The sequence below is a fragment of the Mesorhizobium huakuii genome (assembly GCF_030160235.1).
Taxonomy (GTDB): domain Bacteria; phylum Pseudomonadota; class Alphaproteobacteria; order Rhizobiales; family Rhizobiaceae; genus Mesorhizobium; species Mesorhizobium huakuii.
Genome location: NZ_BSNY01000009.1, coordinates 25,329 through 50,142, shown reverse-complemented (window position 1 = coordinate 50,142; position 24,814 = coordinate 25,329). Strand labels below are relative to the sequence as shown.

Annotated in this window: 12 protein-coding genes; 2 read left to right on the top strand and 10 right to left on the bottom strand. The window is 65.5% G+C overall.

Annotated features, from left to right (window positions below; all coding sequences use genetic code 11):
• The first annotated feature begins 163 nt into the window (after positions 1 to 163).
• On the top strand, positions 164 to 1,954 hold the full coding sequence (locus QQK95_RS02625; RefSeq protein ID WP_284268597.1) for a ShlB/FhaC/HecB family hemolysin secretion/activation protein: 1,791 nt from the start codon (positions 164 to 166) through the stop codon (positions 1,952 to 1,954).
• A gap of 9 nt (positions 1,955 to 1,963) precedes the next feature.
• On the top strand, positions 1,964 to 7,639 hold the full coding sequence (locus tag QQK95_RS02620; RefSeq protein WP_284268595.1) for an MBG domain-containing protein: 5,676 nt from the start codon (positions 1,964 to 1,966) through the stop codon (positions 7,637 to 7,639).
• An 88-nt stretch (positions 7,640 to 7,727) separates the two neighbouring features.
• On the opposite strand, the gene QQK95_RS02615 is transcribed toward QQK95_RS02620, so the two are convergent.
• From QQK95_RS02615 to QQK95_RS02570, 10 genes are all read right to left on the bottom strand, one after another.
• A complete protein-coding gene (locus tag QQK95_RS02615; protein ID WP_284268593.1) occupies positions 7,728 to 8,102 on the bottom strand; it encodes a hypothetical protein in 375 nt (124 codons plus the stop codon).
• 195 nt (positions 8,103 to 8,297) lie between these two features.
• On the bottom strand, positions 8,298 to 11,582 hold the full coding sequence (locus QQK95_RS02610; RefSeq protein WP_284268591.1) for an efflux RND transporter permease subunit: 3,285 nt from the start codon (positions 11,580 to 11,582) through the stop codon (positions 8,298 to 8,300).
• Positions 11,579 to 14,695 carry an MdtB/MuxB family multidrug efflux RND transporter permease subunit gene (locus tag QQK95_RS02605; protein ID WP_284268589.1) on the bottom strand — a complete coding sequence of 1,039 codons (3,117 nt, stop codon included), beginning with the start codon at positions 14,693 to 14,695 and terminating at the stop codon, positions 11,579 to 11,581. The genes QQK95_RS02610 and QQK95_RS02605 overlap by 4 nt, the downstream gene beginning before the upstream one ends.
• Positions 14,692 to 16,071: an efflux RND transporter periplasmic adaptor subunit gene (locus tag QQK95_RS02600; RefSeq protein ID WP_284268587.1), complete on the bottom strand. Its 1,380-nt coding sequence runs from the start codon at positions 16,069 to 16,071 to the stop codon at positions 14,692 to 14,694. Before QQK95_RS02600 ends, QQK95_RS02605 begins: the two co-directional genes overlap by 4 nt.
• A 113-nt stretch (positions 16,072 to 16,184) precedes the next feature.
• A complete protein-coding gene (locus QQK95_RS02595; protein WP_284268585.1) occupies positions 16,185 to 18,887 on the bottom strand; it encodes a nitrate reductase in 2,703 nt (900 codons plus the stop codon).
• 2 nt (positions 18,888 to 18,889) lie between these two features.
• A complete protein-coding gene (gene nirD, locus QQK95_RS02590) occupies positions 18,890 to 19,219 on the bottom strand; it encodes a nitrite reductase small subunit NirD (RefSeq protein ID WP_284268583.1) in 330 nt (109 codons plus the stop codon).
• 5 nt (positions 19,220 to 19,224) lie between these two features.
• Positions 19,225 to 21,675 carry a nitrite reductase large subunit NirB gene (nirB, locus tag QQK95_RS02585; RefSeq protein WP_284268582.1) on the bottom strand — a complete coding sequence of 817 codons (2,451 nt, stop codon included), beginning with the start codon at positions 21,673 to 21,675 and terminating at the stop codon, positions 19,225 to 19,227.
• Between the two features lie 4 nt (positions 21,676 to 21,679).
• Positions 21,680 to 22,477, bottom strand: a complete 798-nt coding sequence (locus QQK95_RS02580; protein ID WP_284268580.1) for an ABC transporter ATP-binding protein — start codon at positions 22,475 to 22,477, stop codon at positions 21,680 to 21,682.
• Positions 22,478 to 22,487: 10 nt separating this feature from the next.
• Positions 22,488 to 23,378: a nitrate ABC transporter permease gene (ntrB, locus tag QQK95_RS02575; RefSeq protein WP_284268578.1), complete on the bottom strand. Its 891-nt coding sequence runs from the start codon at positions 23,376 to 23,378 to the stop codon at positions 22,488 to 22,490.
• 66 nt (positions 23,379 to 23,444) lie between these two features.
• A complete protein-coding gene (locus tag QQK95_RS02570; protein ID WP_284268577.1) occupies positions 23,445 to 24,773 on the bottom strand; it encodes a CmpA/NrtA family ABC transporter substrate-binding protein in 1,329 nt (442 codons plus the stop codon).
• Positions 24,774 to 24,814 lie beyond the last annotated feature (41 nt).

Here is a 24,814-nt window from a genome sequence, read left to right as displayed (position 1 = left end):
TGAATTGACCTTCCTTAGGGCCAGGCATAGTTTCCGCCTCATCCGAGCGGCGGGGGCACGCCTTTCGGACATGAGTGCAGACCAGCCGTGGTTTTGACGAGCGATAAGACATCGCGCGGCGGCGAAGCTTTGCCGCGTTCTACTTCGAAATGCGAGTGACTGAGTGGATTATCGAGAAAAAATCGCGATTGGCAAGAATGCCGACGGCCTGCCTGTTTCCGGCGGGCCGTCGGCGCGTGGAATATTGCCGATCCTGCTGGCCGCCACGGCATGTCTGTCGTTTCAGACCAGTGCGTTCGCCGAGACCGCCAGCCAGATCACGCCGCCAAGCTTCCGGCCGCCACCGCAAACCGACACGGTCGGCGTTTCCATCCCGGAAGGTTCGGGTCTCCAAGCGCCGGCGGGCGCCGAAAAGCTGAAGGTCAAGCTCAGGGACGTCAGCGTCGAGGGCGGCCTGCCTGACATGGCCGAGGCGACGCGCAAGCTCGTCGCGGGCCTTGCCCATCGCACGGTGACGGCGGCGGAGATCTTTGCCGCGGCGCGCGCGCTGGAGACCGAATATGGCCGGGCCGGCTACGCTCTGGTTCGGATCGTGCTGCCGGCGCAGAAACTCAACGACGGCGCCAGGCTCAGGCTCGTCGTCATCGACGGCTATCTCGAGCGGATCGACACCAGCAACCTGCCCGATCGCATACGCGGGCGGGTGGAGGCAACGCTGGCGCCGCTGGTCGGGCAGAAAAGCATCAAGCTGTCGGCGATCGAGCGCAAGCTGCTCCTGGCCGGCGACACGCCGGGCGCCAGGCTGCGCTCGACCTTGCAGGCCGGCACGGCGAAGGGCGCCAGCGTGCTGGTCATCGACGGCAAGTACCGCCCGCGTGGCGGCCAGGCCACCGTGGACAACTCGCTCTCGCCATCGCTGCAGCGCTGGTCGACGGGCGTCGGCGTCGATTTCAACTCGCTGCTTGGTCTCGGCGAACTCGTCTATGTGCGCATTGGCGGCTATCCCGACGGCGGCGAGAGCGGCCTCTTCACAGATGCCCCGCGAAACCGCAACTATGCCGCCGGCATCGTCGTGCCGATCGGCTATGACGGGCTGACACTCAACCTGGAAGCCACCCGCACGCGCGCCAACCCGACCGCCGAGCCGGGCACGCTCGGCTTCGGCAGTGAATTCGAGCGATATTCGGCCAGGCTTCGCTATCCCTGGATCCGCGGCCGCGCATTGACCGTCAGCAGCGAACTCTCCTTCGACGCGCAGAACGATTTCCTCAATGCGGTGACGCCGGTCTCGCTGCCCATCGCCGAGGACCGGCTGCGCATCGTCAGGTTCGGCACCGACGCCACCTGGTTCACGCCGCTCGGCGGGGTCTTTACCGGCAATGTCGTGGCTTCGTTCGGCATTGACGGGCTCGGCGCGCGCTCGGCCGCCGACGCCACACCGCTGCTGCCGCTGTCGCGCCAGGGCGCCGATGCCGACTTCCAGAAACTGGAGGTCTCGGCCAGCTACAGCCAGCCTTTGGCCACTCATCTCGGCCTTGATCTCTACGCCCGTGCGCAGACCTCATTCGGCAAGCCGCTGCTGCAGTCGGAGCAGATCGGGCTCACCGGGTCCAACGGCCTGTCGAGCTTCGACGCCGGCGCGCTGCAGGGCGATTCCGGTTATATGCTGCGCGGCGAGGTGTCCTCGCCCTGGTACGTGCCGTTCACCGGCGGCATCGTTTCGCTGTCGCCCTATGTTTTCGGCGCTGTCGGCCAGGTCCATCTCGAAATGCCGACCGTGCTCGAGACGGCCGACATTGTCGGCGCGTCCTACGGGCTTGGCCTGAAGGTCGGCACGGCGCTTGCGGGCGATGTGACCAACGCCAGCCTGACCCTGGAATGGGGCCGCCAGCATCGCGACGACCATCTGCCGACCAGCGATCGCTTTTCGCTCGCCGGCGCCATCCAGTTCTGAGGCGTGAGCATGCGAAGCCAGGACTTTTCAACGCATCGCCGCAACCGCACCAGCGCGCCGCTGATGGCTCTGCTGCTGGCGTCGACGGCACTGGTCGGCTTCACATCGGCACGGGCGCAGGAACTGCCGACCGGCGGCAGCGTTGCGTCGGGCGGCGTCACCATCTCGAACCCGTCATCCTCGCAGCTCAGCATCAAGCAGTCGACCAGCTCGGCCATCGTCAACTGGCAGAGTTTTTCGATCGGTGAGGGGGCGACCGTCAACATCGACCAGCCGACATCGTCCTCGACGATGCTCAACCGCGTCACCGGCGGCACCAAATCCACCATATCAGGCCAGCTCAACGCCAACGGCCAGGTCTTTCTCGTCAACCCCAACGGCATCGCCATCTCCAAGACCGGCAAGGTCAGCGCCGCCGGCTTCGTCGGCTCCTCGCTCGACATCAGCGATGACGACTTCAAGGCCGGCAAGCTGACGTTCCAGGGCAAGGGCGCCTCGGCTGCCGTTTCAAACGAAGGATCCGTCTCGATCGGCCGTGGCGGCTATGCGGCCCTGATCGGCGGCAGCGTCGACAATGCCGGCTCGATCAGCGTGCCGCTGGGCAAGGTCGGGCTGGGCTCGGGCGAGAAGGCGACGCTCGATCTTTCCGGCGACGGCTTCCTGCAGGTTTCCGTGCCGACCAGGGCGGATGGCAGCACCGCGCTGGTCAGCAATTCCGGTTTGATCAGCGCCGATGGCGGGACGGTCGAGCTCAAGGCCGCGGCGGTGCGCGATGCCGCGCGCCAGGCGGTCAACATGTCCGGTGTCATCGAGGCGCGCACGGTGTCGGGTCAATCCGGCGCCATCGTGCTTGGCGGTGACGAAGGATCCGTCGAGATTACAGGCACGCTCGACGCCTCGGCCAAGGCAGGCGGCAAGGGCGGCAAGATCACGGTCACCGGCCGCAAGCTGAAGCTCAAGGCAGCCAAGGTCGACGCCTCGGGCCGGGATGGCGGCGGCACGGTCAGGATCGGCGGCGACAAGCAGGGCTCCGGCACGCTGCAACGCGCAACGACGACCGAGATCGATGCGGCCACGACAATCAGCGCCGACGCCACCGGCACCGGCGACGGCGGCACGGTCATCGTCTGGTCGGATGAGCAGACGAAATTCGCCGGCAAGATCTCCGCGCGCGGTGGCGAGGATGGCGGCAATGGCGGCTTTGCCGAAGTGTCCGGCAAGCAGCGGCTCGACTTCACCGGTTCCGTCGACCTGCGCGCCCGCTTCGGCGACACCGGCGATCTTCTGCTCGATCCCTACAACGTCACCATCTCGAATGGTGCCGATAGCGGCGGATTCACCGCCAGTTCCAATGACAGCGTCATCAACGTCACCACGCTGCAGAACCAATTGGCGCTGGCCAACGTCACCATCTCGACGGGTGGCGGCGGTTCGCAGGCCGGCGACATCACCATCGCCGCGCCGATCGCCTGGAGCGCCAACACGCTGACGCTCAGCGCCTATCATTCGATCGTCTTCAACGCCGGCGCCACGATCGGCGGTGTCGGCGGCCTGTCGCTGGTCACCAACAATGGCGGCAGCGGCGGCGTGATGTCCTATGCGCTTGGCGCCGCCGTGACATTTACCGGCACGCCCGGCGCGCAGGCGCTCTCGATCAACGGCCAGAGCTATACGTTGATCTACGACGTCAACGGCCTGCAGGCGATCAACAGCGGTCTCAGTGGCCGCTATGCGCTGGCCAACACGATCGACGCGACCGCCACCTACAATTGGAATGGCCCCAAGGGCTTCATTCCGCTCGGCACCGACGGCAACACCAACATCCTCAACAGCGGCAACGGCTTCAACGGCACCTTCGACGGTCTCGGCAACACCATCAACTACCTAAGGTCCACGCCGGGGGGCGCGAACTACGCTGGCCTGTTCGGCTATATCGGCGGTGGGGGCGTGGTGCGCAATGTCGGGCTGGTCGATGCGGTGGTGATGGCTTCCTACGAGACGGGCACCATCGCCGGTTGGAACAAAGGCTCCATTTCCGGTGTCTGGGCAAGCGGCCAGATCCACGGTGCCAGCGCGACGGGCGGACTGGTCGGCCAGAATGATGGCTCGATCACCCGGTCGTTCTCGACGGTCGGGGTGAACGCGCGTGACTATAATTCCGCCGGCGGGCTGGTTGGCGCCAACACGGCGTCGGGAACCATCAGCCAGTCCTATTCGACAGGCTGGGTTCTTGGTTCGTCCTTTGTGGGCGGATTTGTCGGATTGAATCAGGGATCGATCAGCGACTCGTATTCAACCGGCCCGGCAAGTGGCATCAACGGCGGCACGCAGGTGGGTGGGTTTGTCGGGGTCAATTTTGGCACCGTCGCCAATGGCGCCTTCGATACGACGACATCGGGCCTGACCAATGCTTTCGGCAGCGGCAGCAACCCAGGCACTGTCACCGGTCTCGCTACCAGCGACTTCCAGAACGGCGCGGCGAATGGATTGAGTGCGGCCTTCGGCGGCGGTTCGGAGGGCCTGTATCCCTACCTGAAAAGTTTTTACCCGAACGGCGTGCAAGCAATCTCCGGCATCGCCTACAAGGACAGCGGCGTAACCCCGCTGTCGTCGGATACGCGCCAACCCTACTATGTGAAGAATCCCGGGCTGGTAACGGCTGTCGCCAACGGCTTCGACCTCGGCACGGTGTCCACCGGCGTCAACGGCTACTACTATATCGCGACGCCGAATGGCACGATCGGCAGCGCCGTGCTGGTTTATACGGTGCAGGATGGCGGCCCGGATGCCTCAGGCGCGCAGAACGCGGTGACGTTGCGGACGGGCCTATCGGGCGGCAATGTCTCCAACCTCAACGTCTACGGCAACTGGCGCCTCGACGAAGCGGACAGCTCGATCACGTCGCTCTCGGCGTTGCAAAACATCGCAAATACCACCGTGGGGTCGACCTATGTCGGCAACCTCACCTTCGCCAACTGGCAGATCGAAACGGCGGCGACAATTTTCGCGCTCGACCAGGCGATATCGATCGGCAGTGGCACGCTGGCGCTGTCGTCGAATGGCGCGGTTACGCAGACGAGCAGTCTGGCGGCAGGATCGCTGTGGCTCGGCGGCACGGGCAATTTCAACCTGACCAATGCCGGCAACCAGGTCGGCGCGATTGCCGCCAATGCGGGATCGGTCAACCTGGTCGATCTGGGCGGCCTCGTGATCGGCGGCGTCGCCAACGCGCGGGGCGTGACCACGACCGGCGCCAACACAACAGGGCAGGTCCAGCTGCAGACATCAGGCGACCTGACGATCGCAGCGAGCGCCAAGGTCAGCGGAACCAATCCGGTGCTGGCGGCAGGCGGCAAGTTCATCAACAGCCGCGGCAGCGATGCCGTCAACGCGACAGCCGGGCGCTGGCTGGTCTACGCGGCAGCACCCACCGGCAACACATTCGGCAACCTCGACAGCGGCGACACGGCGGTGTGGAATACGGCAGCCGGCGGCGCGGTGAGCGCGAGCGGCAACCGCTACGTCTTCGCCTACCAGCCGACGCTGACCTTCACCTCCGGCAATGCGTCCAAGATCTACGGCGACACCATGCCGACGCTCACCTATTCGGTGTCGGGCTATCAGGCAGGTGTTGCCAACGCCTATCTCGGCGACAGTGCAACCACCGCCTTCGCCGGCGCGCCGACGCTCTCTACCCCCAATCCGCTTGCCACCCAGCAGCTCGGAGCCGGGACCTACACGATCACCATCGATGCCGGCGATGTCGCTGCGCTCAACGGCTACGCCCTTGCCTTCAACAGCGCGGGCCGGCTTTCCATTGCCAAGCGGGCGGTGACGGTGACGGTGATGCCGGGCCAGGGCAAGACCTTTGGCGATGCCGATCCATCGTCATACGGCTACAGCGTTTCGGACCTCGGCAATGGCGTCGCCCTGGTCGGCGCGCTCGATCGTGTTGCCGGCGAAAATGCCGGCGCCTATGCGATCGGCCAGGGCACGCTGACCAATGCCAACAACGCGAACTACGACATCAGCTACGCCGGCGCCAACTTCACCATCGACAAACGGGCCATCACCGTCACCGTCGATCAGGGGCAAGGCAAGGTCTATGGCGACAGCGATCCGGCCGCCTATACCTACTCGGTTTCCAATCTTGGCGGTTTGACGCTGACGGGCAGCCTCGACCGCGTGGCGGGCGAAAATGCCGGCACCTACGCCATCGGCCAGGGCACGCTCGATGTCGCGAACTCCAATTACGACATCACGTTCGTCGGCGCCGATTTCACCATCGCCAGGCGGGCGGTCACCGTCACGGCCAATGCCGGCATGGGCAAGACCTATGGCGATGCCGATCCGTCGTCCTATGGCTATACCTACTCGGATCTCGGCACCGGCGTGGCGCTCGTCGGTGCGCTTGACCGCGCGGTCGGTGAGAATGCCGGTACCTATGCGATCGGCCAGGGTACGCTCTCCGATACCAACAATGCGAATTACGACATCAGCTTCGTCAGCAATGATTTCACCATTGCCAGGCGGGCGGTCACGGTCACAGCCAATTCCGGCCAGGGCAAGACCTACGGCAATGCCGACCCGTCATCCTACGGCTACACCTATTCAGATCTAGGCAAGGGCGTGGCGTTGGTCGGAACCCTTGACCGGGCCGCTGGTGAGAATGTCGGTGCCTACGCCATCGGCCAGGGTTCGCTGACCGATGCCAACAATGCGAACTATGACATCACCTTCACCAGTGCGGATTTCGCCATCGACAAACGGACGGTCACCGTGATGGCCAACTCCGGCCAGGGAAAGACCTATGGCGATGCCGATCCGACCCTTGGCTACAGCCATACCGGCCTTGGTAATGGCGCGGCTCTGGTTGGCACGCTCGACCGCGGCGGGGGCGAGAACGTCGGCACTTATGGCATCGGGCAAGGCACGCTGACCAACGCAGCCAACGCGAACTACGATATCAGCTATGTCGGCGCCAGTTTCACCATCGGCAAACGGGCGATCACCGTGACCGCCAATGCCGGTCAGGGCAAAATCTACGGCAATGCCGATCCGACGCTTGGCTACACCACATCGGGGCTTGGCAATGGTGCGGCCCTTGTCGGCGCACTCGATCGCGCTTCGGGTGAGAATGTCGGAATCTATGCGATCGGCCAGGGCACCATCACCAATGCTGACAATTCGAACTACGACATCACCTATGCCGGCGCCGATTTCACCATCGGCAAGCGGGCGATCACAGTCATCGCCGATGCGCAAAGCCGGCTGCAAGGCTCGGCCAATCCGCCGCTCACCTATACGATTGGCGGGCTGGGGCTGGTTGGCGGCGACACGCTGACCGGCTCGCTCTCGACCGATGCAGCCACGGCAAGCGCGTCGGGCCGCTATGCCATCGAGCAGGGCAGTCTTGCCGCCTCGGCCAATTACGACCTGACCTATGTCGGCGCCGATCTGGTGGTGCGGACCTCCGATGTGGTGCAGCCGGCCGACACCGCCAGCGTTGTTGCCGACAACGCCACCATCCATGGCGGCGGGCAGCCTGTGCCGGTTTTCTTCACCGGCCAGCCAGTTGCCGGCGAGGTAGAGGCGCTGGTCGAGGATCCGCGCCTCAGCGGTCCCGCCATCTGCCAGGGCCTTGGCGACACTGCTTCCATCTGCGCCATCGCCTCGGTCCAGTAGGCTTTGGCCTTGCTTACGCCAGCGTCGAATGGAAAAACCGGCGCCCCGAAACCTGTCTGGGGCGCCGAGCGATCATGAGCGGTCCGCGTCAGCCATTCGGGTAATAGCCGCCATCGGAGCCGTCGCCCATGTATGTGCCGCCGCCCGTATCGACCTGCAGTTGCTGGTCCAGCTTCTCGATCTGACCGAGCAAGCTCTGGTATGCGCCGCCACCCGTGGCCGAGCGATGGATGCTGTCGGCTTGCATCATCAGATCATGCTCCTGCTGCGGGGTGATCGCCTTGGCGTCCATGGCCTCGACAATCCCTTGCTTGACGCCCTGCAACTGGTCCAGGACCGCCCTTGCCTCGACGGACATGCCGCCCGGTTCGGCCCGGTGGCGATGCACTGCGTAGGCGCTCGATAGTGGCACCGCTGCCAGAAGCGATGCGATTGCGATGATCTTCGGTGTAAAATTGCGCATGGTCGCGCCTCCCTTCAACGGGAAAAGCGGTAAGGCTATCGCTTTCCGATCGCGGGCAATCTGCTCCCGTCGCGTCGCGATGATCCTCTCATCGCCGGCGGTTCGTGGCCCGTATCCTCGATATAGGGGCCTTCCGAACCGTTAAACGGCAAGGAACGCAAAGTTGACAGTTTGTGATCGGCGGAGAGAGCCGGCTCACTCTCCCGGTTGCACATTTGCCTGCCAGGGGTACCGGTTCCGCGAACGCAGGCGCCGGCACCAGCGGCTGAAGCGATCGACATAGATGTAGATGACCGGTGTCGTGTAGAGGGTCAGGATCTGGCTCAGGATCAGGCCGCCGACGATGGCGATGCCGAGCGGCTGACGCAGCTCCGCGCCTTCGCCAAGGCCGATCGCCAGCGGCACGGCGCCGAACAGCGCCGCCATGGTCGTCATCATGATCGGGCGGAATCGCAGCAGGCATGCCTGGTGGATGGCGTCATGCGCCGATTTGTTCTCGTTGCGCTCCGCGGCCAGCGCGAAGTCGATCATCATGATCGCGTTCTTCTTGACGATGCCGATCAAGAGGATGATGCCGATCAGCGCCATGATCGAGAACTCGGTGTTGAACAGGGTCAGCGCCAGCAAGGCGCCGACGCCGGCCGACGGCAAGGTCGACAGAATGGTCAGCGGGTGCGCGTAGCTTTCGTAGAGAATGCCCAGCACGACATAGACGGCGATCAGCGCGGCAAGGATCAGCAGCGGCTGGTCGGAGAGCGAGTCCTGGAAGACGCGCGCCGTGCCCTGGAAGCTGCCATGGATGGTGGCCGGCATGCCGATGCGGTCGGCGGCCGCGTTGATGGCCGCGACGCCCTCGCTGAGCGCGACGCCCGGCGCCAGGTTGAAGGACAGGGTGGTGGCGACGAACAGGCCCTGGTGGTTGACCGACAGCGGCGTGCTGCCGGGGCCGTAATGCGCGACGGCCGACAACGGCACCATGGTCTCGGCTCCGGTGCTGACCGCCGAGCCGGTCGAGGCCGCCGTCCTGCCAGTGCTGGTGATGGAATTGTTGGCCTGGTTGCGCGCCGCGTCGGCGGCGACCGACTGGGCGTTGGCCGACCGGCCTGGTGCAACGAATGTGCCGGCAACCGCATTGCTCGCCTGCGAACCATGCACGGAGCCGCCGGACGTGCTGACATAGACCTTCTGAAGCGCGTCCGGATTCTGCCAGTATCGCGGCGCCACTTCCATGATCACGTGATACTGGTTGCGCTGGACATAGATGGTCGAGACCTGGCGTTGGCCGAAGGCGTCGTAGAGCGTGTTGTCGATCTGGCTGGCCGTGATTCCAAGGCGCGTTGCCGTATCGCGGTCGATGGTGACATCGGCTTCCAGGCCCTTGTTCTGCTGGTCGGAGTTGACGTCGGTCAGCCTGGGCTCCGTCTGCAGCGCCGCCGCTAGCTTCGGCGCCCACTCCGCCAGTTCGTCGAAACTGTCACCTTGCAAGGTGTACTGGTACTGCGCGTTCGATTGCCGCCCGCCGACACGGATATCCTGCACCGCCTGCAGGAAGAGCGTGGCGCCCGGCACACCAGCCAGTTTGGGCCGCAGCCTGGCGATGACCTGGTCGGCCGAGATCTTGCGCTCGGCCAACGGCTTCAGCGACACGAACATGAAGCCGGAATTGGTCTGGCCGCCGCCGGTGAAGCCGACCGCGGCGTCGACGGCCGGATCCTTGCCCACGATGCCGGCGAACTGGCTGAGCTTTTGCGACATCGACTGGAAGGAGGTCGCCTGGTCGGCCTGGATCGAACCGGTCAGCCGTCCCGTATCCTGCTGCGGGAAGAAACCTTTTGGGATGGTGACATAGAGGTAGCCATTGAGGCAGAGCGTGGCTGCCAGCACCGCCATGACCAGCAGCGGATTGTCGAGTGCCCAGGATAGCGATCGGCGGTAGAATCCCAGCATGGCCTCGAAGATGCGTTCGCTGAAGCGGTAGAGCCGGCCGTGCTCGCGTTTTCCCTCGGGGCGCAACAGGATCGAGCACATCATCGGCGTGGTGGTCAGCGATATTGCGAGCGAGACCAGGATCGCCGCCGACAGCGTGACGGCGAATTCGCGGAACAGCCGGCCGACGATGCCGCCCATCAGCAGGATCGGGATGAAGACCGCGATCAGCGACAGGCTCATCGAGAGCACGGTGAAGCCGACCTCTTGGGAACCCTTGATCGCCGCCTCCATGCGGCCCATGCCGGAAGCGGTGTGGCGGGCGATGTTCTCCAGCACGACGATGGCGTCGTCGACGACGAAGCCGGTGGCCACCGTCATCGCCATCAGCGACAGATTGTCGATGCTGAAGCCGAGCAGGTAGATGACGCCAAGCGTGCCAACCAGGGATACAGGTACGGCCACGATCGGCACCAGCGCCGAGCGCACGTCGCGCAGGAAGGCGAAGACGACGAGGATCACCAGGCCGATGGCGATCACCAGCGTCTGCGCGACCTCGCTCAGCGAGGCGCGGATGGTGGTCGAGCGATCGACCGCCAGCGACAGTTCGATGGCGGGCGAGATCGAGGCCCGCAGCGACGGCAGCAGCGCCTTCACCCGGTCGACCGTCGCGATGATGTTGGCGTTGGGCGAGCGGTTGAGGATGATCAGCACGCCCGGCTTGCCGTTGGCGAGACCGGCATTGCGGATGTTCTCGACGGAATCACTGACCTGGCCGACATCGGAAAGCCGGACCGGCGCGCCATTGCGGTAGGCGACGATCAGCGAGCGGTAGGCGTCCGCCTGGCTGGCCTGGTCATTGGCGTAGATCTGGTAGCGCTGGTCGCCGACATCGATGGCGCCCTTGGGACTGTGGGCATTGGCCGAGGCGAGCGCTGCGCGCACATCCTCCAGCCCGATGCCGTAGTCGTAGAGCACCTGCGGGTTGAGCTCGACGCGCACCGCCGGCAACGAGCTTCCGCCCACCGACACCTCGCCGACGCCGTCGACCTGCGAGAGTTTCTGCGCCAGCACGGTGCTGGCGGCATCGAAGAGCTGGCCCTTGGACAGCGTGTCCGATGTCATGGACAGGACGAGGATCGGGGCGTCGGCTGGATTGACCTTGCGATAGGTCGGGTTGGAACGCAGGCTGGACGGCAGGTCGGCGCGCGCGGCGTTGATCGCCGCCTGGACGTCACGCGCGGCGCCGTCAATGTCGCGATCCAGCCCGAACTGCAAAGTGATGCGGGCGCTGCCGACGCTGCTCGACGAGGTCATTTCGTTGACGTCGGCGATTTGACCGAGATGCCGCTCGAGCGGGCTGGCGACGGTGTTGGCCACCACCTGGGGACTGGCGCCCGGCAGCGAGGCCGTCACCGAGATGACGGGGTAGTCGACCGCCGGCAGCGGCGCCACCGGCAATTGCGGAAACGCCACCAGCCCGGCCGCCAGCAGGCCGAAGGTCAGCAGCGTCGTCGCCACCGGCCGCCGGATGAAGGGGACCGACAGGTTCATGGCCTGGCGTCCGCGCCATGAGCGTGAGGAAGGTTGGGTTCGACGCCGCGCAGACGAGCGGCGAGGCGGTCGAACCAGAGATAGATCACCGGCGTGGTGAACAGCGTCAGCAACTGGCTGAGCAACAGGCCGCCGACAATGGAGACGCCCAGGGGATGGCGCAGTTCCGAGCCGACGCCGGTGCCCAGCATCAGCGGCAATGCGCCCAGCATCGCCGCCAGCGTCGTCATCAGGATCGGGCGGAAGCGCAGCAGGCAGGCCTGGTAGATCGCCTCGCGCGGCGTCTTGCCTTCATGGCGCTGCGCGTCGAGGGCGAAGTCGATCATCATGATGGCGTTCTTCTTGACCACGCCGATCAAGAGGATGATGCCGATGATCGAGATGATGGTCAGGTGCTGGCCGGCGATCATCAGCGCCAGCAGCGCGCCGATGCCGGCCGAAGGCAGTGTCGACAGGATGGTGATCGGATGGATGAAGCTCTCATAGAGCACGCCGAGCACGATGTAGACAGTGATCACAGCCGCCAGGATCAGGAACAGCGTGTTGTCGAGCGAAGCCTGGAAGGCACGCGCGGCGCCCTGGAAGCTGGTGACTATGCTAAGCGGCATGCCGATGTCGGCCCGCGCCTGCTGGATCGCGGTGACGGCCTCGCCGAGCGAGACGCCAGGCGCCAGGTTGAACGAGACGGTGGTGGCGGGGAATTGCCCCATATGGATGATCTGCAGCGGCGTGGTGGCGACATGGGTGGTCGCCACCACCGACAGCGGCACCGGGGCGCCGCCCGTCGATGAGGGCAGGTAGACCGAGGAGAGCGCCTTGAGCGAATCCTGTTCGGACGGGGCGGCTTCGAGAATGACGCGGGACTGGCTTGACGTGGTGTAGATGGTCGAGACCATGCGCTGGCCGAAAGCATCGTAGAGCGCGTTGTCGACCGTTGCCGGCGTGATGCCGAAGCGGGCGGCCTGGTCGCGGTCGATGTCGACAAAGACGGCAAGGCCGCTGTTCGACAGGTCGCTGGCGACATCGGCGAGCTGCGGCAGCGTGTTCAGCCTGGCGAGCAACTTCGGCGTCCATTCTCCCAGTTCGTCGGCATTGGCGTCCTGGAGCACGAATTGATACTGGGTGCGGCTGACCTGGCCGTCGATGGTCAGGTCCTGCACCGGCTGCATGTAGAGCGTGACACCGGCCACGGCGCCGGCTTCCTGTTTCAGTCGCGCGATGACCTCGGTGATATCAGCGCCGCGCTGTTCATGCGGCTTGAGGTTGATCAGGATGCGGCCGACATTCATCGTGGTGTTGGTGCCGTCAACGCCGATAAAGGAAGACAGGCTGTCGACGTCGGGATCCCTAAGGATGATGGCGGCCAGCCGCTGCTGGCGCCCAGCCATCGCGGCATAGGAGATCGACTGCGGCGCCTCTGATATGGCCTGGATGACGCCGGTGTCCTGCACCGGGAAGAACCCCTTGGGGATGATCACATAGAGCGCCGCCGTCAGCACCAGGGTGGCCGCCGCCACCACGAGCATCAGCGTCTGCCGGTCGAGCACCCAGGTCAGCGCCCGGCCATAGCCGCGGATCACCCAGTCGAAGAAGTCGCGGCTGGCGCGCTGCAGGGCGTTCTCGCGCACCGCCGCCGCCGGCTTGAGCAGCTTGGCGCAGGCCATCGGCACCAGCGTCAGCGACACCACGGCCGAGATCAGGATGGTGGTGGCGAGCGTGATGGAGAACTCGCGGAACAGCCGGCCGACGACATCGCCCATGAACAGGAGCGGGATCAGCACCGCGATCAGCGAAACGGTCAGCGAGATGATGGTGAAGCCGATCTGCTGCGAGCCTTTCAGCGCCGCCTGCAGCGGCGTCGCGCCTTCCTCGACATAGCGCGCGACATTCTCGATGACGACGATGGCGTCATCGACGACGAAGCCGGTGGCGATGGTCAGCGCCATCAGAGACAGATTGTCGAGGCTGAAGCCGAAGAGGTACATGACGCCAAGCGTGCCGACCAGCGACAGGGGCACCGACAGGCTCGGGATCAGCGTGGCGCGCGCGCTGCGCAGGAAGACGAAAATGACCAGCACGACCAGCATGATCGACAGCGTCAGCTCGTATTCGACGTCACGCACCGAGGCGCGGATGGTGGTGGTGCGGTCGGTCAGCACCTTCACGTCGATGGCATTCGGCAGCGAGGCCTGGAGCTGCGGCAGCAGCGCCTTGATGCGATCGACCACGTCGATGACGTTGGCGCCGGGCTGGCGCTGGATGTTTAGGATGATCGCCGGCGTGCCGTTCATCCACGCGGCCAGCCGGTTGTTCTCGGTGGCGTCGACCACATCGGCCACATCGCTCAGCCGAACGGGCGCGCCGTCCTTGTAGGCGACGATCAGCGAATTGTATTCACCGGCGCTCTTCAACTGGTCGTTGGCGTTGATGGTGTAGGCGCGCGACGGCCCGTCGAAATTGCCCTTCGGCGTGTTGACGTTGGCGCTGCCCAAAGTGGTGCGCAGATCGTCGAGATTGAGGCCGTAGGCGGCGAGCTTGCGCGGATCGGCCTGGACGCGCACGGCAGGCCGTTGGCCGCCGCTGAGGCTGACCAGGCCGACGCCCGGCATCTGCGATATCTTCTGCGCCAGCCTGGTGTCGGCAAGCTGCTGCACGTCGCGCAGCGGCATCGTAGCCGAGGTCAGGCCCAGCGTCAGCACCGGGGCGTCGGCCGGATTGACCTTGGCGTAGATCGGCGGCGCCGGCAGGTCGGCCGGCAAAAGATTGCCGGCGGCGTTGATGGCGGCCTGCACCTCCTGCTCGGCGACATCCAGCGAGATCGCCAGGCTGAACTGCAACGTTATGACCGAGGACCCGGCCGAGCTTACCGAGTTCATCTGGTTGAGGTTGGCGATCTGGCCGAGCTGGACCTCCAGCGGCGCGGTGACCGAGGAGGTCATGACGTCGGGGCTGGCGCCGGGATAGAAGGTCTGCACCTGGATGGTCGGATAGTCGACCTCGGGCAGGGCGGAGACGGGCAGATAGCGATAGGCCAATAGGCCGGACAGCATGATGGCGACCATGAACAGCGATGTCGCCACCGGCCGCAGGATGAAAGCGCGCGACGGGCTCATTGCTGCTGCCCGGACTCCGCGTGACGATGCTTGCGGCCCTGGCCCTTGCGCCTGCTCGTATCATCCGGCTTTGGCGTAGCCGATGCGGGCTGGTCCGGCGCCGATGACTGTGACTGAGGCTCTGTCCCGGCTGGCGCGGCAGCCGATGCCGGTGACTGCGCCGTGGCCGGTGCCGAGGGTTGTGCCGGTGCCGGCGCCTGGCCGTCCTGCTGAAGGTTGACGTGGGCGCCGTCGCGGAGCTTGTCGGCGCCGTCGACGACGACGCGGTCGCCCGGATTCAGGCCGGCGAGGATCTCGACGCGTTCGCCATTGGTGACGCCAAGCGTGACCTTGCGCACGGCGACCGTGCTGTCGGGGTTGACCAGATAGACGAAAGTGCCGGGCAGGCCGCGCTGGATCGCCGCGATCGGGGCGATGGCCGCGTCCTTATGCTCGTCGACGAGAAGCGCGACGTTGACGAACTGGTTCGGATAGAGGACCCGCGCCTCGTTGGCGAAGCCCGCCCGCAGCTTGATGGTGCCGGTGCTCGGGTCGATCTGGCTGTCGAACGTTTCGAGCTGGCCGTCGGCGAGCTTCTTGGCTCCAGCGCGGTCGAAGGCTGAAGTGGGCAGTATGGCGCCCTGCTGCATGCGCTGCGCGATTGCGGGCAGTTCATCCTCGGGCACGGTGAACAGCACACTGATCGGCTGAACCTGGGTGATGATGACGATGCCGTTGGCATCGCCGGGGGTGACGTAATTGCCCTGATCGACCTGGCGCAGACCGGCCCGTCCGTCGACGGGAGCCAGGATGCGGCAATAGTCGAGATTGAGGGTGGCGGTCTGTATCATCGCCTGGTCGACCTGGACGGAGCCCTGGTCCTGCGTGACAAGGGCGACCTGCGCGTCGAGGGTCTGCGGTGTCGCCGCGCCTTGCGCCACCAGCTTCTGGTCGCGGACGAGGTCGAGCTGGGCATCCCTGAGCATGGCCTGGTCGCGCACCAGCTGGCCCTGGGCCTGGGCGAGCGCTGCCTGGTAGGGGCGGGGATCGATCTCGGCCAGCAGGTCGCCCTTCCTGACGTCCTGGCCCTCCTTGAAATTCACCTGGGTGAGCGGGCCGGTGACCTGCGGCTTGACGGTGACGGTGGAGAGCGACGTTACCGTGCCAAGCGCGTTGAGGGTGACGTCTATCGGACCCTTTTCGACGACGGCGGCGCCGATCGTCGTCGGTTGCGCGCCGCGCCTGCCGCCGGGTTGCCTCGCCTCGACATGCGGACGCTGATAGAGATAGGCGCCTGTTGCGGCGACAATGGCAATGAAGATCAGCCAGGGAATCCAGCGACGCGAACGGCGTGGCGCGACGGTCGTCTGCAGGGGCATTTCCAATTGCTGGTCCATGGTGGCATCTTTCACCCCCATCAACCAATATGACCGAAGCCTGGCGAAGTCGAATTAACAGTTGGACAGGTTTGGCGCGGTCTGCGGACTGCTCAATCGCCTCAGATTGCTGCTCACTCGGCCGCTTGAACGCGGCCAGCCTGGATGAGGGCGCGGATCTCGGACCGGCAGGAGCCGCAATTGGTGCCGGCCTTCAGCGCGCCGCCGATGGCTTCGACGGTGGTGCAGCCGGCTGCCACCGCCGCCACGATCTGGTTGGCTCCGACGTTGAAACAGGAGCAGACGGTGGCACCGGCGTCCGGCCGATCGGCGCCGGCGCGGCCGGCGACGATCCTGAAGCGCTCGCGCTGGCTGGCGTGGACCTCTTCGAGCTGTTCGACTGCCCAGCCGCGCGACACCGCGACCGGGCCCGGCGCGACGAACAGGGCGCCGACAAGGTGCTCGCCGTCGAAGGCGGCGATGCGGTGCTGGCCGGCGTCGCGGTCGTGATAGGCGAGCATTTCGGCCGAGGGAGCCTCGAAGAGCGAGCCGGCGAAGGCCGTCCAGTCGGTGGCGTCGGCAAAGGCGAGCTCGACCCGCCATCCGCCTCGGCACCTGGCAACCGCCCAGTAGCTTGCGTCAACCCGTTCCGGCTTCTGGCGCATCACGGCGAAACCAAAGGCCTTTGCGGCAAATCTCTCGATGTGGGCCGCGACATGTTTCAACGCGGGCTGGCCGGAGACCGGATCGACGAGCGGTGCGGTCAATACGTCGAGCCGGCCCTTAGCCGCGAACTGATCGGTCCAGTGCATCGGCGCGAAGACGCCGCCCTGGCGTTGGCGGGGCGTGATCAGGGCGCGGACCAGGACGTCGCCGCGCGGGCTGGAGACACGCACGATGTCGGCGTCGCCGATGCCGTGGTGCTGCGCGTCCGCGGGGTGGATTTCGACGAAGGGCTCGGCGATGTGCTGGGACAGACGCGGGCTTTTTCCGGTGCGCGTCATGGTGTGCCAGTGGTCGCGGATGCGGCCGGTGTTGAGGACGAGCGGGAAGTCGGGCGTGGTGCGGGTTTCCGTGATGGGACGGATGGCGATGAAACGCGCCTTGCGGTCGGGCGTGTAAAAATGGCCGCTGGCGAAGAAACGGATGGGGTGGCGTTCGGTCGAGGCGACGGGCTCTGGCGGAGGCTCAGCTTGAACGGCCCTCTCCGGCGCTGGCCATTGGAATGGCTCGAGCGATGCGTAGCTTACAGCATCGATGCCAGCATAAGCTCCAATATCAAAATCCCGCCCACCATCATTCTCGAACCCGGACAGGGCGGCGTGTTCGCCAAAAATCTGCGCCGGCGTCTCGTGCGCGAACGCCTCGGCAAATCCCATCCGCCGCGCCACCTCCGCGATGATCCACCAGTCGGGCCGCGCCTCGCCGGGCGCCGCCAGAAACGACCGCTGGCGCGAGATGCGGCGCTCGGAATTGGTGACGGTGCCGTCCTTCTCGCCCCAGGCGGTGGCGGGCAGCCGCACATGGGCGTGACGCACTGTGTCCGTGCTGGCCAGCACGTCCGACACCACAACGAACGGGCAAGCCTTGATCGCCGCTTCGACGGCATCGGCGTCCGGCATCGAATCCACCGGGTTGGTGGCCATGATCCACAGCGCCTTGATGCGCCCGTCGGCCACGCCTTGAAACATTTCGACGGCCTTCAGCCCGGGCTTTTGCGCAATGTCAGGCGCGCTCCAGAAGCGCCGCACGCGGTCACGGTGCTCGGCGTTCTCGATCTCCATATGGGCGGCGAGCATGTTTGCCATGCCGCCGACCTCGCGGCCGCCCATGGCGTTGGGCTGGCCGGTCACCGAGAACGGGCCGGTTCCCGGTTTGCCGAGGCGGCCGGTGGCGAGATGGCAGTTGACGATGGCGTTGACCTTGTCCGTGCCGGACGATGACTGGTTCACGCCCTGGCTGTAAACGGTCACCGTCTTCGCGGTCGCGGCGAAAAGGCCGTAGAAGCGGCCAAGTTCGTCTTCGCTGAGGCCTGTGGCAGCGGCAACACCGGCAAGATCGAGCGCCGAGGCCGCAAAAAGGGCTTGCCCGAAGCCAGTCGTGTGCGCCGTGACATAGGCGCGGTCGAGCGCATTGTGCTGGCCGAGCCAGGCGAGCAGGCCGGTGAACAGGGCGACGTCGCCATCGGGCGCGATCGCCAGATGCATGTCGGCGATATCGGATGTCATGGTGCGTCGCGGATCGACCAGCACGATCTTCATCTCCGGCCGCTTTTCCCGGGCCGCCGCGATGCGCTGGTAGAGCACGGGGTGGCACCAGGCGAGGTTGGAGCCGACCAGCACGATGAGGTCGGCAAGTTCCAAATCCTCGTAGCTTCCCGGCACCGTGTCGGAGCCGAAGGCGCGGCGGTGGCCGGCGACCGAGGAGGCCATGCAGAGGCGTGAGTTGGTGTCGATGTTGGCCGAGCCGACAAAACCTTTCATCAGCTTGTTGGCGAGGTAATAATCCTCGGTCAGCAGCTGGCCCGAGACATAGAAGGCGACGGCATCGGGGCCGTGCTCGGTGATGGTCCGCGAAAAGGTCGAGGCGACGAGATCGAGCGCCTCGTTCCAGTCTGTCCGGCGGCCGTGGATTTCGGGATGGAGCAGCCTGCCGTCGAGATCGATGGTCTCGGCCAGTGCCGAGCCCTTGGAGCAGAGCCGGCCGAAATTCGCGGGATGATCGGGGTCGCCGCGGACGGACACTTGCCTGTCCGCGGCGACCTTTGCCAGCACGCCGCAGCCCACCCCGCAATAGGGGCAGGTGGTCCTCACCTCGCGTGCCGCGCCGATCTCCATGGTCAGGCAGCGCGGCTGGCCAGCGCTTCAAGCGCCAGGAAAAGCCTCTCGTCCTCGACCTTGACCGGGATGGTGCGTACTGCGCCCTCGTCGGCGCCGAGCGCCTTGCCTGTCTCCAGCGAGATCACCCAATTGTGCAAGGGGCAGGTCACCGCCGCGCCATGGACGATGCCCTGGCTCAGCGGGCCGCCTTTGTGCGGACAATGATCGTCGATGGCGTAGACCTGATCGTCCTGGGTGCGGAAGACGGCGACCTTGCCCTGCGGGGTGGCGACACAGCGCGCGCCGCGGCGCGGGATGTCGGAGAGGGTGCCGATCGATATCCAATTCATCGCGCTCACTCCGCCGCCTGCGCAAACCCGACTGAAGCCATCGGGCGGAACTCGTGCTTGTCCTTGCCGGAGACGCGTTCCGACCACGGGTCGACCTGGGCGAATTTCTGGGAGAAGACGAAGCGCTCGTAGTAGGCCTTGCGCTTCGCGCCATCGTCCATGATCTGGCGCTTGATCTCGGGGATGCCGATGCGCTTGGCCCATTTGTAGATGCGTTCGAGATAGCGGCCCTGCTCGCGGTACATCTGCGTCAGCGCCACGATGTGCTCCAGCGCCTCGTCCTCGGTCTTCACCAGGCCGAGCACTTCGGTGCCCTTGATGTCGAGGCCGGCGGCGCCGGCGAAATGAATCTCGTAGCCACTATCAACGCAGATGACGCCGACATCCTTGCAGGTCGCCTCGGCGCAGTTGCGCGGGCAGCCCGACACCGCCATCTTGACCTTGGCCGGGGTCCACGAGCCCCACATGAATTTCTCGATACGGATGCCGAGCCCCGTCGAGTCCTGCGTGCCGAAGCGGCACCAGTCGGAGCCGACGCAGGTCTTCACCGTGCGCAGGCCCTTGGCATAGGCATGGCCGGAGACGAAGCCGGCCTGGCCGAGATCGGCCCATACCGCCGGCAGGTCCTCCTTGCGGATGCCCAGCATGTCGATGCGCTGGCCCCCGGTGACCTTGACCATCGGGATCTCGAACTTGTCGACAACATCGGCGATGGCGCGCAGTTCGGCGGCATTGGTCACGCCGCCCCACATGCGCGGCACCACCGAGTAGGTGCCGTCCTTCTGGATGTTGGCGTGTACCCGCTCATTGATGAAGCGCGACTGGTAGTCGTCGGCGTAATCGTCCGGCCAGTCGCAGACGAGGTAGTAGTTGAGCGCCGGCCGGCATTTGGCGCAGCCGCAGGAGGTCTTCCACTCCAGTTCCTGCATGACGGCTGGAATGGTCTTCAACTGCTTGGCGATGATCAGCCGACGCACCTCGTCATGGCCGAGGGTGGTGCAGGAGCACATGGGCTGCACTGCGGCGGGGTTGTAGGTGTCGCCGAGGGTCAGCACCATCAGCTTCTCGACCAGCCCGGTGCAGGAACCGCAGGAGGCCGACGCCTTGGTGTGGGCGCGCACGTCGTCGAGCGAGGTCAGGCCCTTGGCCGTGATCGCGCCTGTGATCTTGCCCTTGCAGACGCCGTTGCAGCCGCAGATTTCCGCATCATCCGGCAAGGCTGCAACGGCCGCCATAGGGTCCAGCGGGGCACCCCCCTGGTATGACTGGCCGAAGATCAACGTATCGCGCATCTGCGAAATGTCGGTCTGCTTCTTCTTGAGATCGTTGAACCAGGCGCCATCCGCCGTCTCGCCATAGAGCACAGTGCCGATGATGCGGTCGTCCTTGAGCACCAGGCGCTTGTAGACGCCGGCGGCGGCGTCGCGCAGAACGATCTCCTGGCGGTCCTCGCCCTCGGCGAAGTCGCCGAGCGAGAACAGGTCGATGCCGGTGACCTTGAGCTTGGTCGGCGTGTCCATGTGGACAAAGGCGGCCGCCTCGTTGCCGGCAAGCTGGTGGGCCGCGACGCGCGCCATCTCGTAGAGCGGCGCCACCAGCCCATAGACCATGCCGTTGACCTCGGCGCATTCGCCGAGCGCGTAGATGTCGGGATCGTTGCTGCGCATGCCGGCATCGACGACGATGCCTCTGTTGACGGCGACGCCTGCCTCCTTCGCCAGCGCCGCATTCGGCCTTATACCGACGGCCATGACCACCAGCGTCGCCGGAATGATGGTGCCGTCGGCGAGTTCCACCTGCTCGACCTTGCCGTTGCCCGTGATTGCCTGCGTGTTGGCCTTGGTGATGACCTTGATGCCGCGTTGCTCCACCGCGCGCTGCAAGAGATAGCCGGCGGCCGGATCGAGCTGGCGCTCCATCAGCGTCGGCATGACGTGCAGCACGGTGACGTCCATGCCTTGCGCGTTGAGGCCCGCCGCCGCCTCCAGCCCGAGCAGCCCGCCGCCGATGACCACGGCCTTGGCGCGCGACTGGGCGGCCAGCATCATGGCCTGGACGTCGTCGAGGTCGCGGTAGGTCAGCACGCCGGGCAGGTTGTGGCCCGGCACCGGAATGATGAACGGCACCGAACCGGTGGCGATGACCAGCTTGTCGTAGGCCTCGGTCACCCCATGATCGGAGGTGACGGTCTTCGCCGCCCGGTCGATGGCGACGATCTTGTGGCCCTTGTAGAGGGTGATGTTGTTGGCGATGTACCAGCCATCGCCATGGATGATGATTTCCTCATAGGCCTTCTCGCCCGACAGCACCGGCGACAGCATGATGCGGTCGTAATTGACGCGCGGCTCGGCATTGAAGATGGTGACGGCGTAGCGGCCGGGCGCCTGTTCCAGGAGATGCTCCAGCATGCGCCCGGGGGCCATGCCGTTGCCGATGATGACTAATCTTTCGGTCATGATGCTACTCCGCGGCTTCGACGAAGCGGTGGCGTTCGTAGAGGAACTTCAGCACGGCCTCGCGGCAGCGCAGGAAGGTTCGGTCGGAGGCGAGCTCGATGCGCCGGCGCGGCCTTGCCAGCGGCACGGGCAGCACCTCGCCGATGGTCGCGGCCGGGCCGTTGGTCATCATGACGATGCGGTCGGACAAGAGCACCGCCTCGTCGACATCATGGGTGATTATGATCGTCGTCGAGCCGAGCCTGGAATGGATGTCCATAACCGCGTCCTGCAGATGGGCGCGCGTCAGCGCGTCGAGCGCGCCGAACGGCTCGTCGAGCAGCAGGATCTTCGGCTCCATGGCGAGCGCGCGGGCAATGCCGACGCGCTGCTTCATGCCGCCGGAGATCTCGGCCGGCCGCTTGTCCCTGGCGTGCGCCATCTGCACGAGGTCGAGATTGCGCATGATCCAGTCATGCCGCTCGGCCTTGCTCTTCGAGCGGCCGAAGACTTTCGACACCGCCAGGTTGATGTTTTCGTAGACGGTCAGCCAAGGCAGCAGCGAGTGGTTCTGGAACACCACGGCGCGTTCGGGGCCGGGGCTGTCGACCTCCTTGTTCTCGAGCAGCACGGCCCCGGCGGAGACCTTGGTCAGGCCGGCGATCAGGTTGAGCAAGGTCGACTTGCCGCAGCCGGAGTGGCCGATGATGGAGACGAATTCGCCCTTGTCGATGGTCAGCCTGATGTCCCTCAGAACCTCGCTGACCTGGCCGCCGCGGGCGAAGGATTTGTCGATATGGTCGAGTTTCAGATAGGCGGTCATCGCGCTCTCCTCACTTTGCCGTTGTGCCGCGGGTGACGAAGGCGCCGACGCCGGCGACCAGGCGGTCGAGGCAGAAGCCGGTGACGCCGATATAGGCGAGCGCGACGATGATGTCGGGCAGCCGCGACGAGTTCCACGCGTCCCAGATGAAGAAGCCGATGCCGACGCCGCCGGTCAGCATTTCGGCGGCGACGATGGCGAGCCAGGACAGGCCGATGCCGATGCGCAGGCCGGTGAAGATGTAGGGCGCGGCGGCCGGCACCATGATCTTGACGAAGAACTCGAACGGGTTGAGCCGCAGGATGCGCGCGACGTTGCGATAATCCTGCGGGATGTTGCGCACGCCGACGGCGGTGTTGATGATGATCGGCCAGATCGAGGTGATGAAGATGACGAACAGCGCCGACGGGCTGGAATCGCGGAACGCCGCCAGCGACAGCGGCAGCCAGGCCAGCGGCGGCACGGTGCGCAGGATCTGGAACACCGGATCGAGGCCGCGCATCGCCCATATCGACTGGCCGACCAGCGCGCCGAGCGCCACGCCGACGATCGCCGCCAGGCCGAAGCCGATGGCGACGCGCTGCAGCGAGATCAGCACCCGCCATGCCAGTCCGATATCCTGCGGACCATTGTCGAAGAACGGATGCGCGATGAGGTCGTAGGCCTCGTTCCACACCTGGCTCGGCGGCGGCAGGCTCGATGTCGGCGACGAGCAGGCGACCTGCCAGACGACGAGCATGAGGGCGATGACGATGACCGGCGGCACCAGTGTGCTCGCCAGCTTGCCGGCGATGGCGAGCGGGTCGAAGCGGCGCCGCGCCTTGGCGGTGAAGGCAATCACCTCGGCCGGTTTGGCGGGGAACGCCTTCACCTTGGTATCCTCGATAGTCTGGATCGACATGTCTGGGAAAAACTCCGTGGTCGGGATTTGCTGCGACAAACAGCGCAAGGGCGTCGTTTGCGCCGGCTAGGCCGACGCCTTGATCTTCAGGCTGTCGAGATAGGCGGACGGGTTGGCCGGATCGAAGACCTTGCCGTCGAAGAAGGTCTCGACGCCGCGCGACGAGGAGGCCGGAATGTCGGCCGCCGCCACGCCGAGATCCTTGGCCGCCTCGCGCCACAGATCCTCGCGGTTGACCTGATCGACCAGCGCCTTGACGTCGGTGGTCGGCGCGAACTTGCCCCAGCGGATGTTCTCGGCGAGGAACCACGAATCATGGCTCTTGAAGGGGTAGGAAACGCCGCCCTTCCAGAACTTCATGTAGAGGTCGGTACCTTTGGCGACGCGGCCATTGCCGTAGTTGATGTCGCCCTTGAGGCGGCCGATAATGTCGGCGACCGGCACGTTCATCCATTGCCGCTTGCCGATGATGGCGGCCATCTCGTCCTTGTTCTCCTTGGCCTCGCACCATTGCTGGGCTTCCATGACGGCCATCAGGATCGCCTTGGTGGCGTTCGGGTTCTTCTCGATGAATTCGGCGCGCAGGCCGAGCGCCTTTTCCGGATGGCCCTTCCACAATTCGCCCGTGGAGGCGGCGGTGAAGCCGACGCCCTGGCGGACGAGCTGCTCGTTCCACGGCTCGCCGACGCAGAAAACGTCCATGTTGCCGACCTTCATGTTGGCCACCATCTGCGGCGGCGGCACGACGATGGTCGAGACGTCCTTGTCGGGATCGATGCCGCCGGCGGCCAGCCAGTAGCGCAGCCAGAGGTCGTGCGTGCCGCCCGGGAAAGTCATGGCGGCCTTGATCTCCTTGCCGGCCGCCTTCTTGGCGGCGAAGGCATCCTTCAGCTTGGAAGCGTCGAGGCCGACACCGGTGCCGGCATATTCCTGCGCGACCGAAATGCCCTGGCAGTCGTAGTTGAGCCGCGCCACGATCGCCATCGGCATGGGCTGGTTGTTCTGCGTCACCTTGCCGGTGTGCATGAGGTAAGGCAGCGGCGTCAGTATGTGGGCGCCGTCGATGCCGTTGGCGGCACCGCCAAGCATCAGATTGTCGCGCGTCGCGCCCCAGGAAGCCTGCTTCAGCACCTCGACATCAGGCATGCCGAATTTGGCGAACAGGCCCTTCTCCTTGGCGATCATCAGCGGTGCGGCATCGGTCAGCGCGATGAAGCCGAGCTTGGCCCCGGTGACTTCCGGCGCGGCGGTCGCGGCATAGGCGCCGGATGGAAACAGCTTGCGGGCCGCCATGAACAGGCCGGCCGTCATGGCGCTGCTGACCAGAAAATCGCGACGCGTCACATCCTTGGGCGATGTTCCCGTCCCGATCCAGTTCTTCATCGTCTTCTTCATCGTCGTCTCCGGTTGAACGCGATTCCAAAACAAAAAAGCCG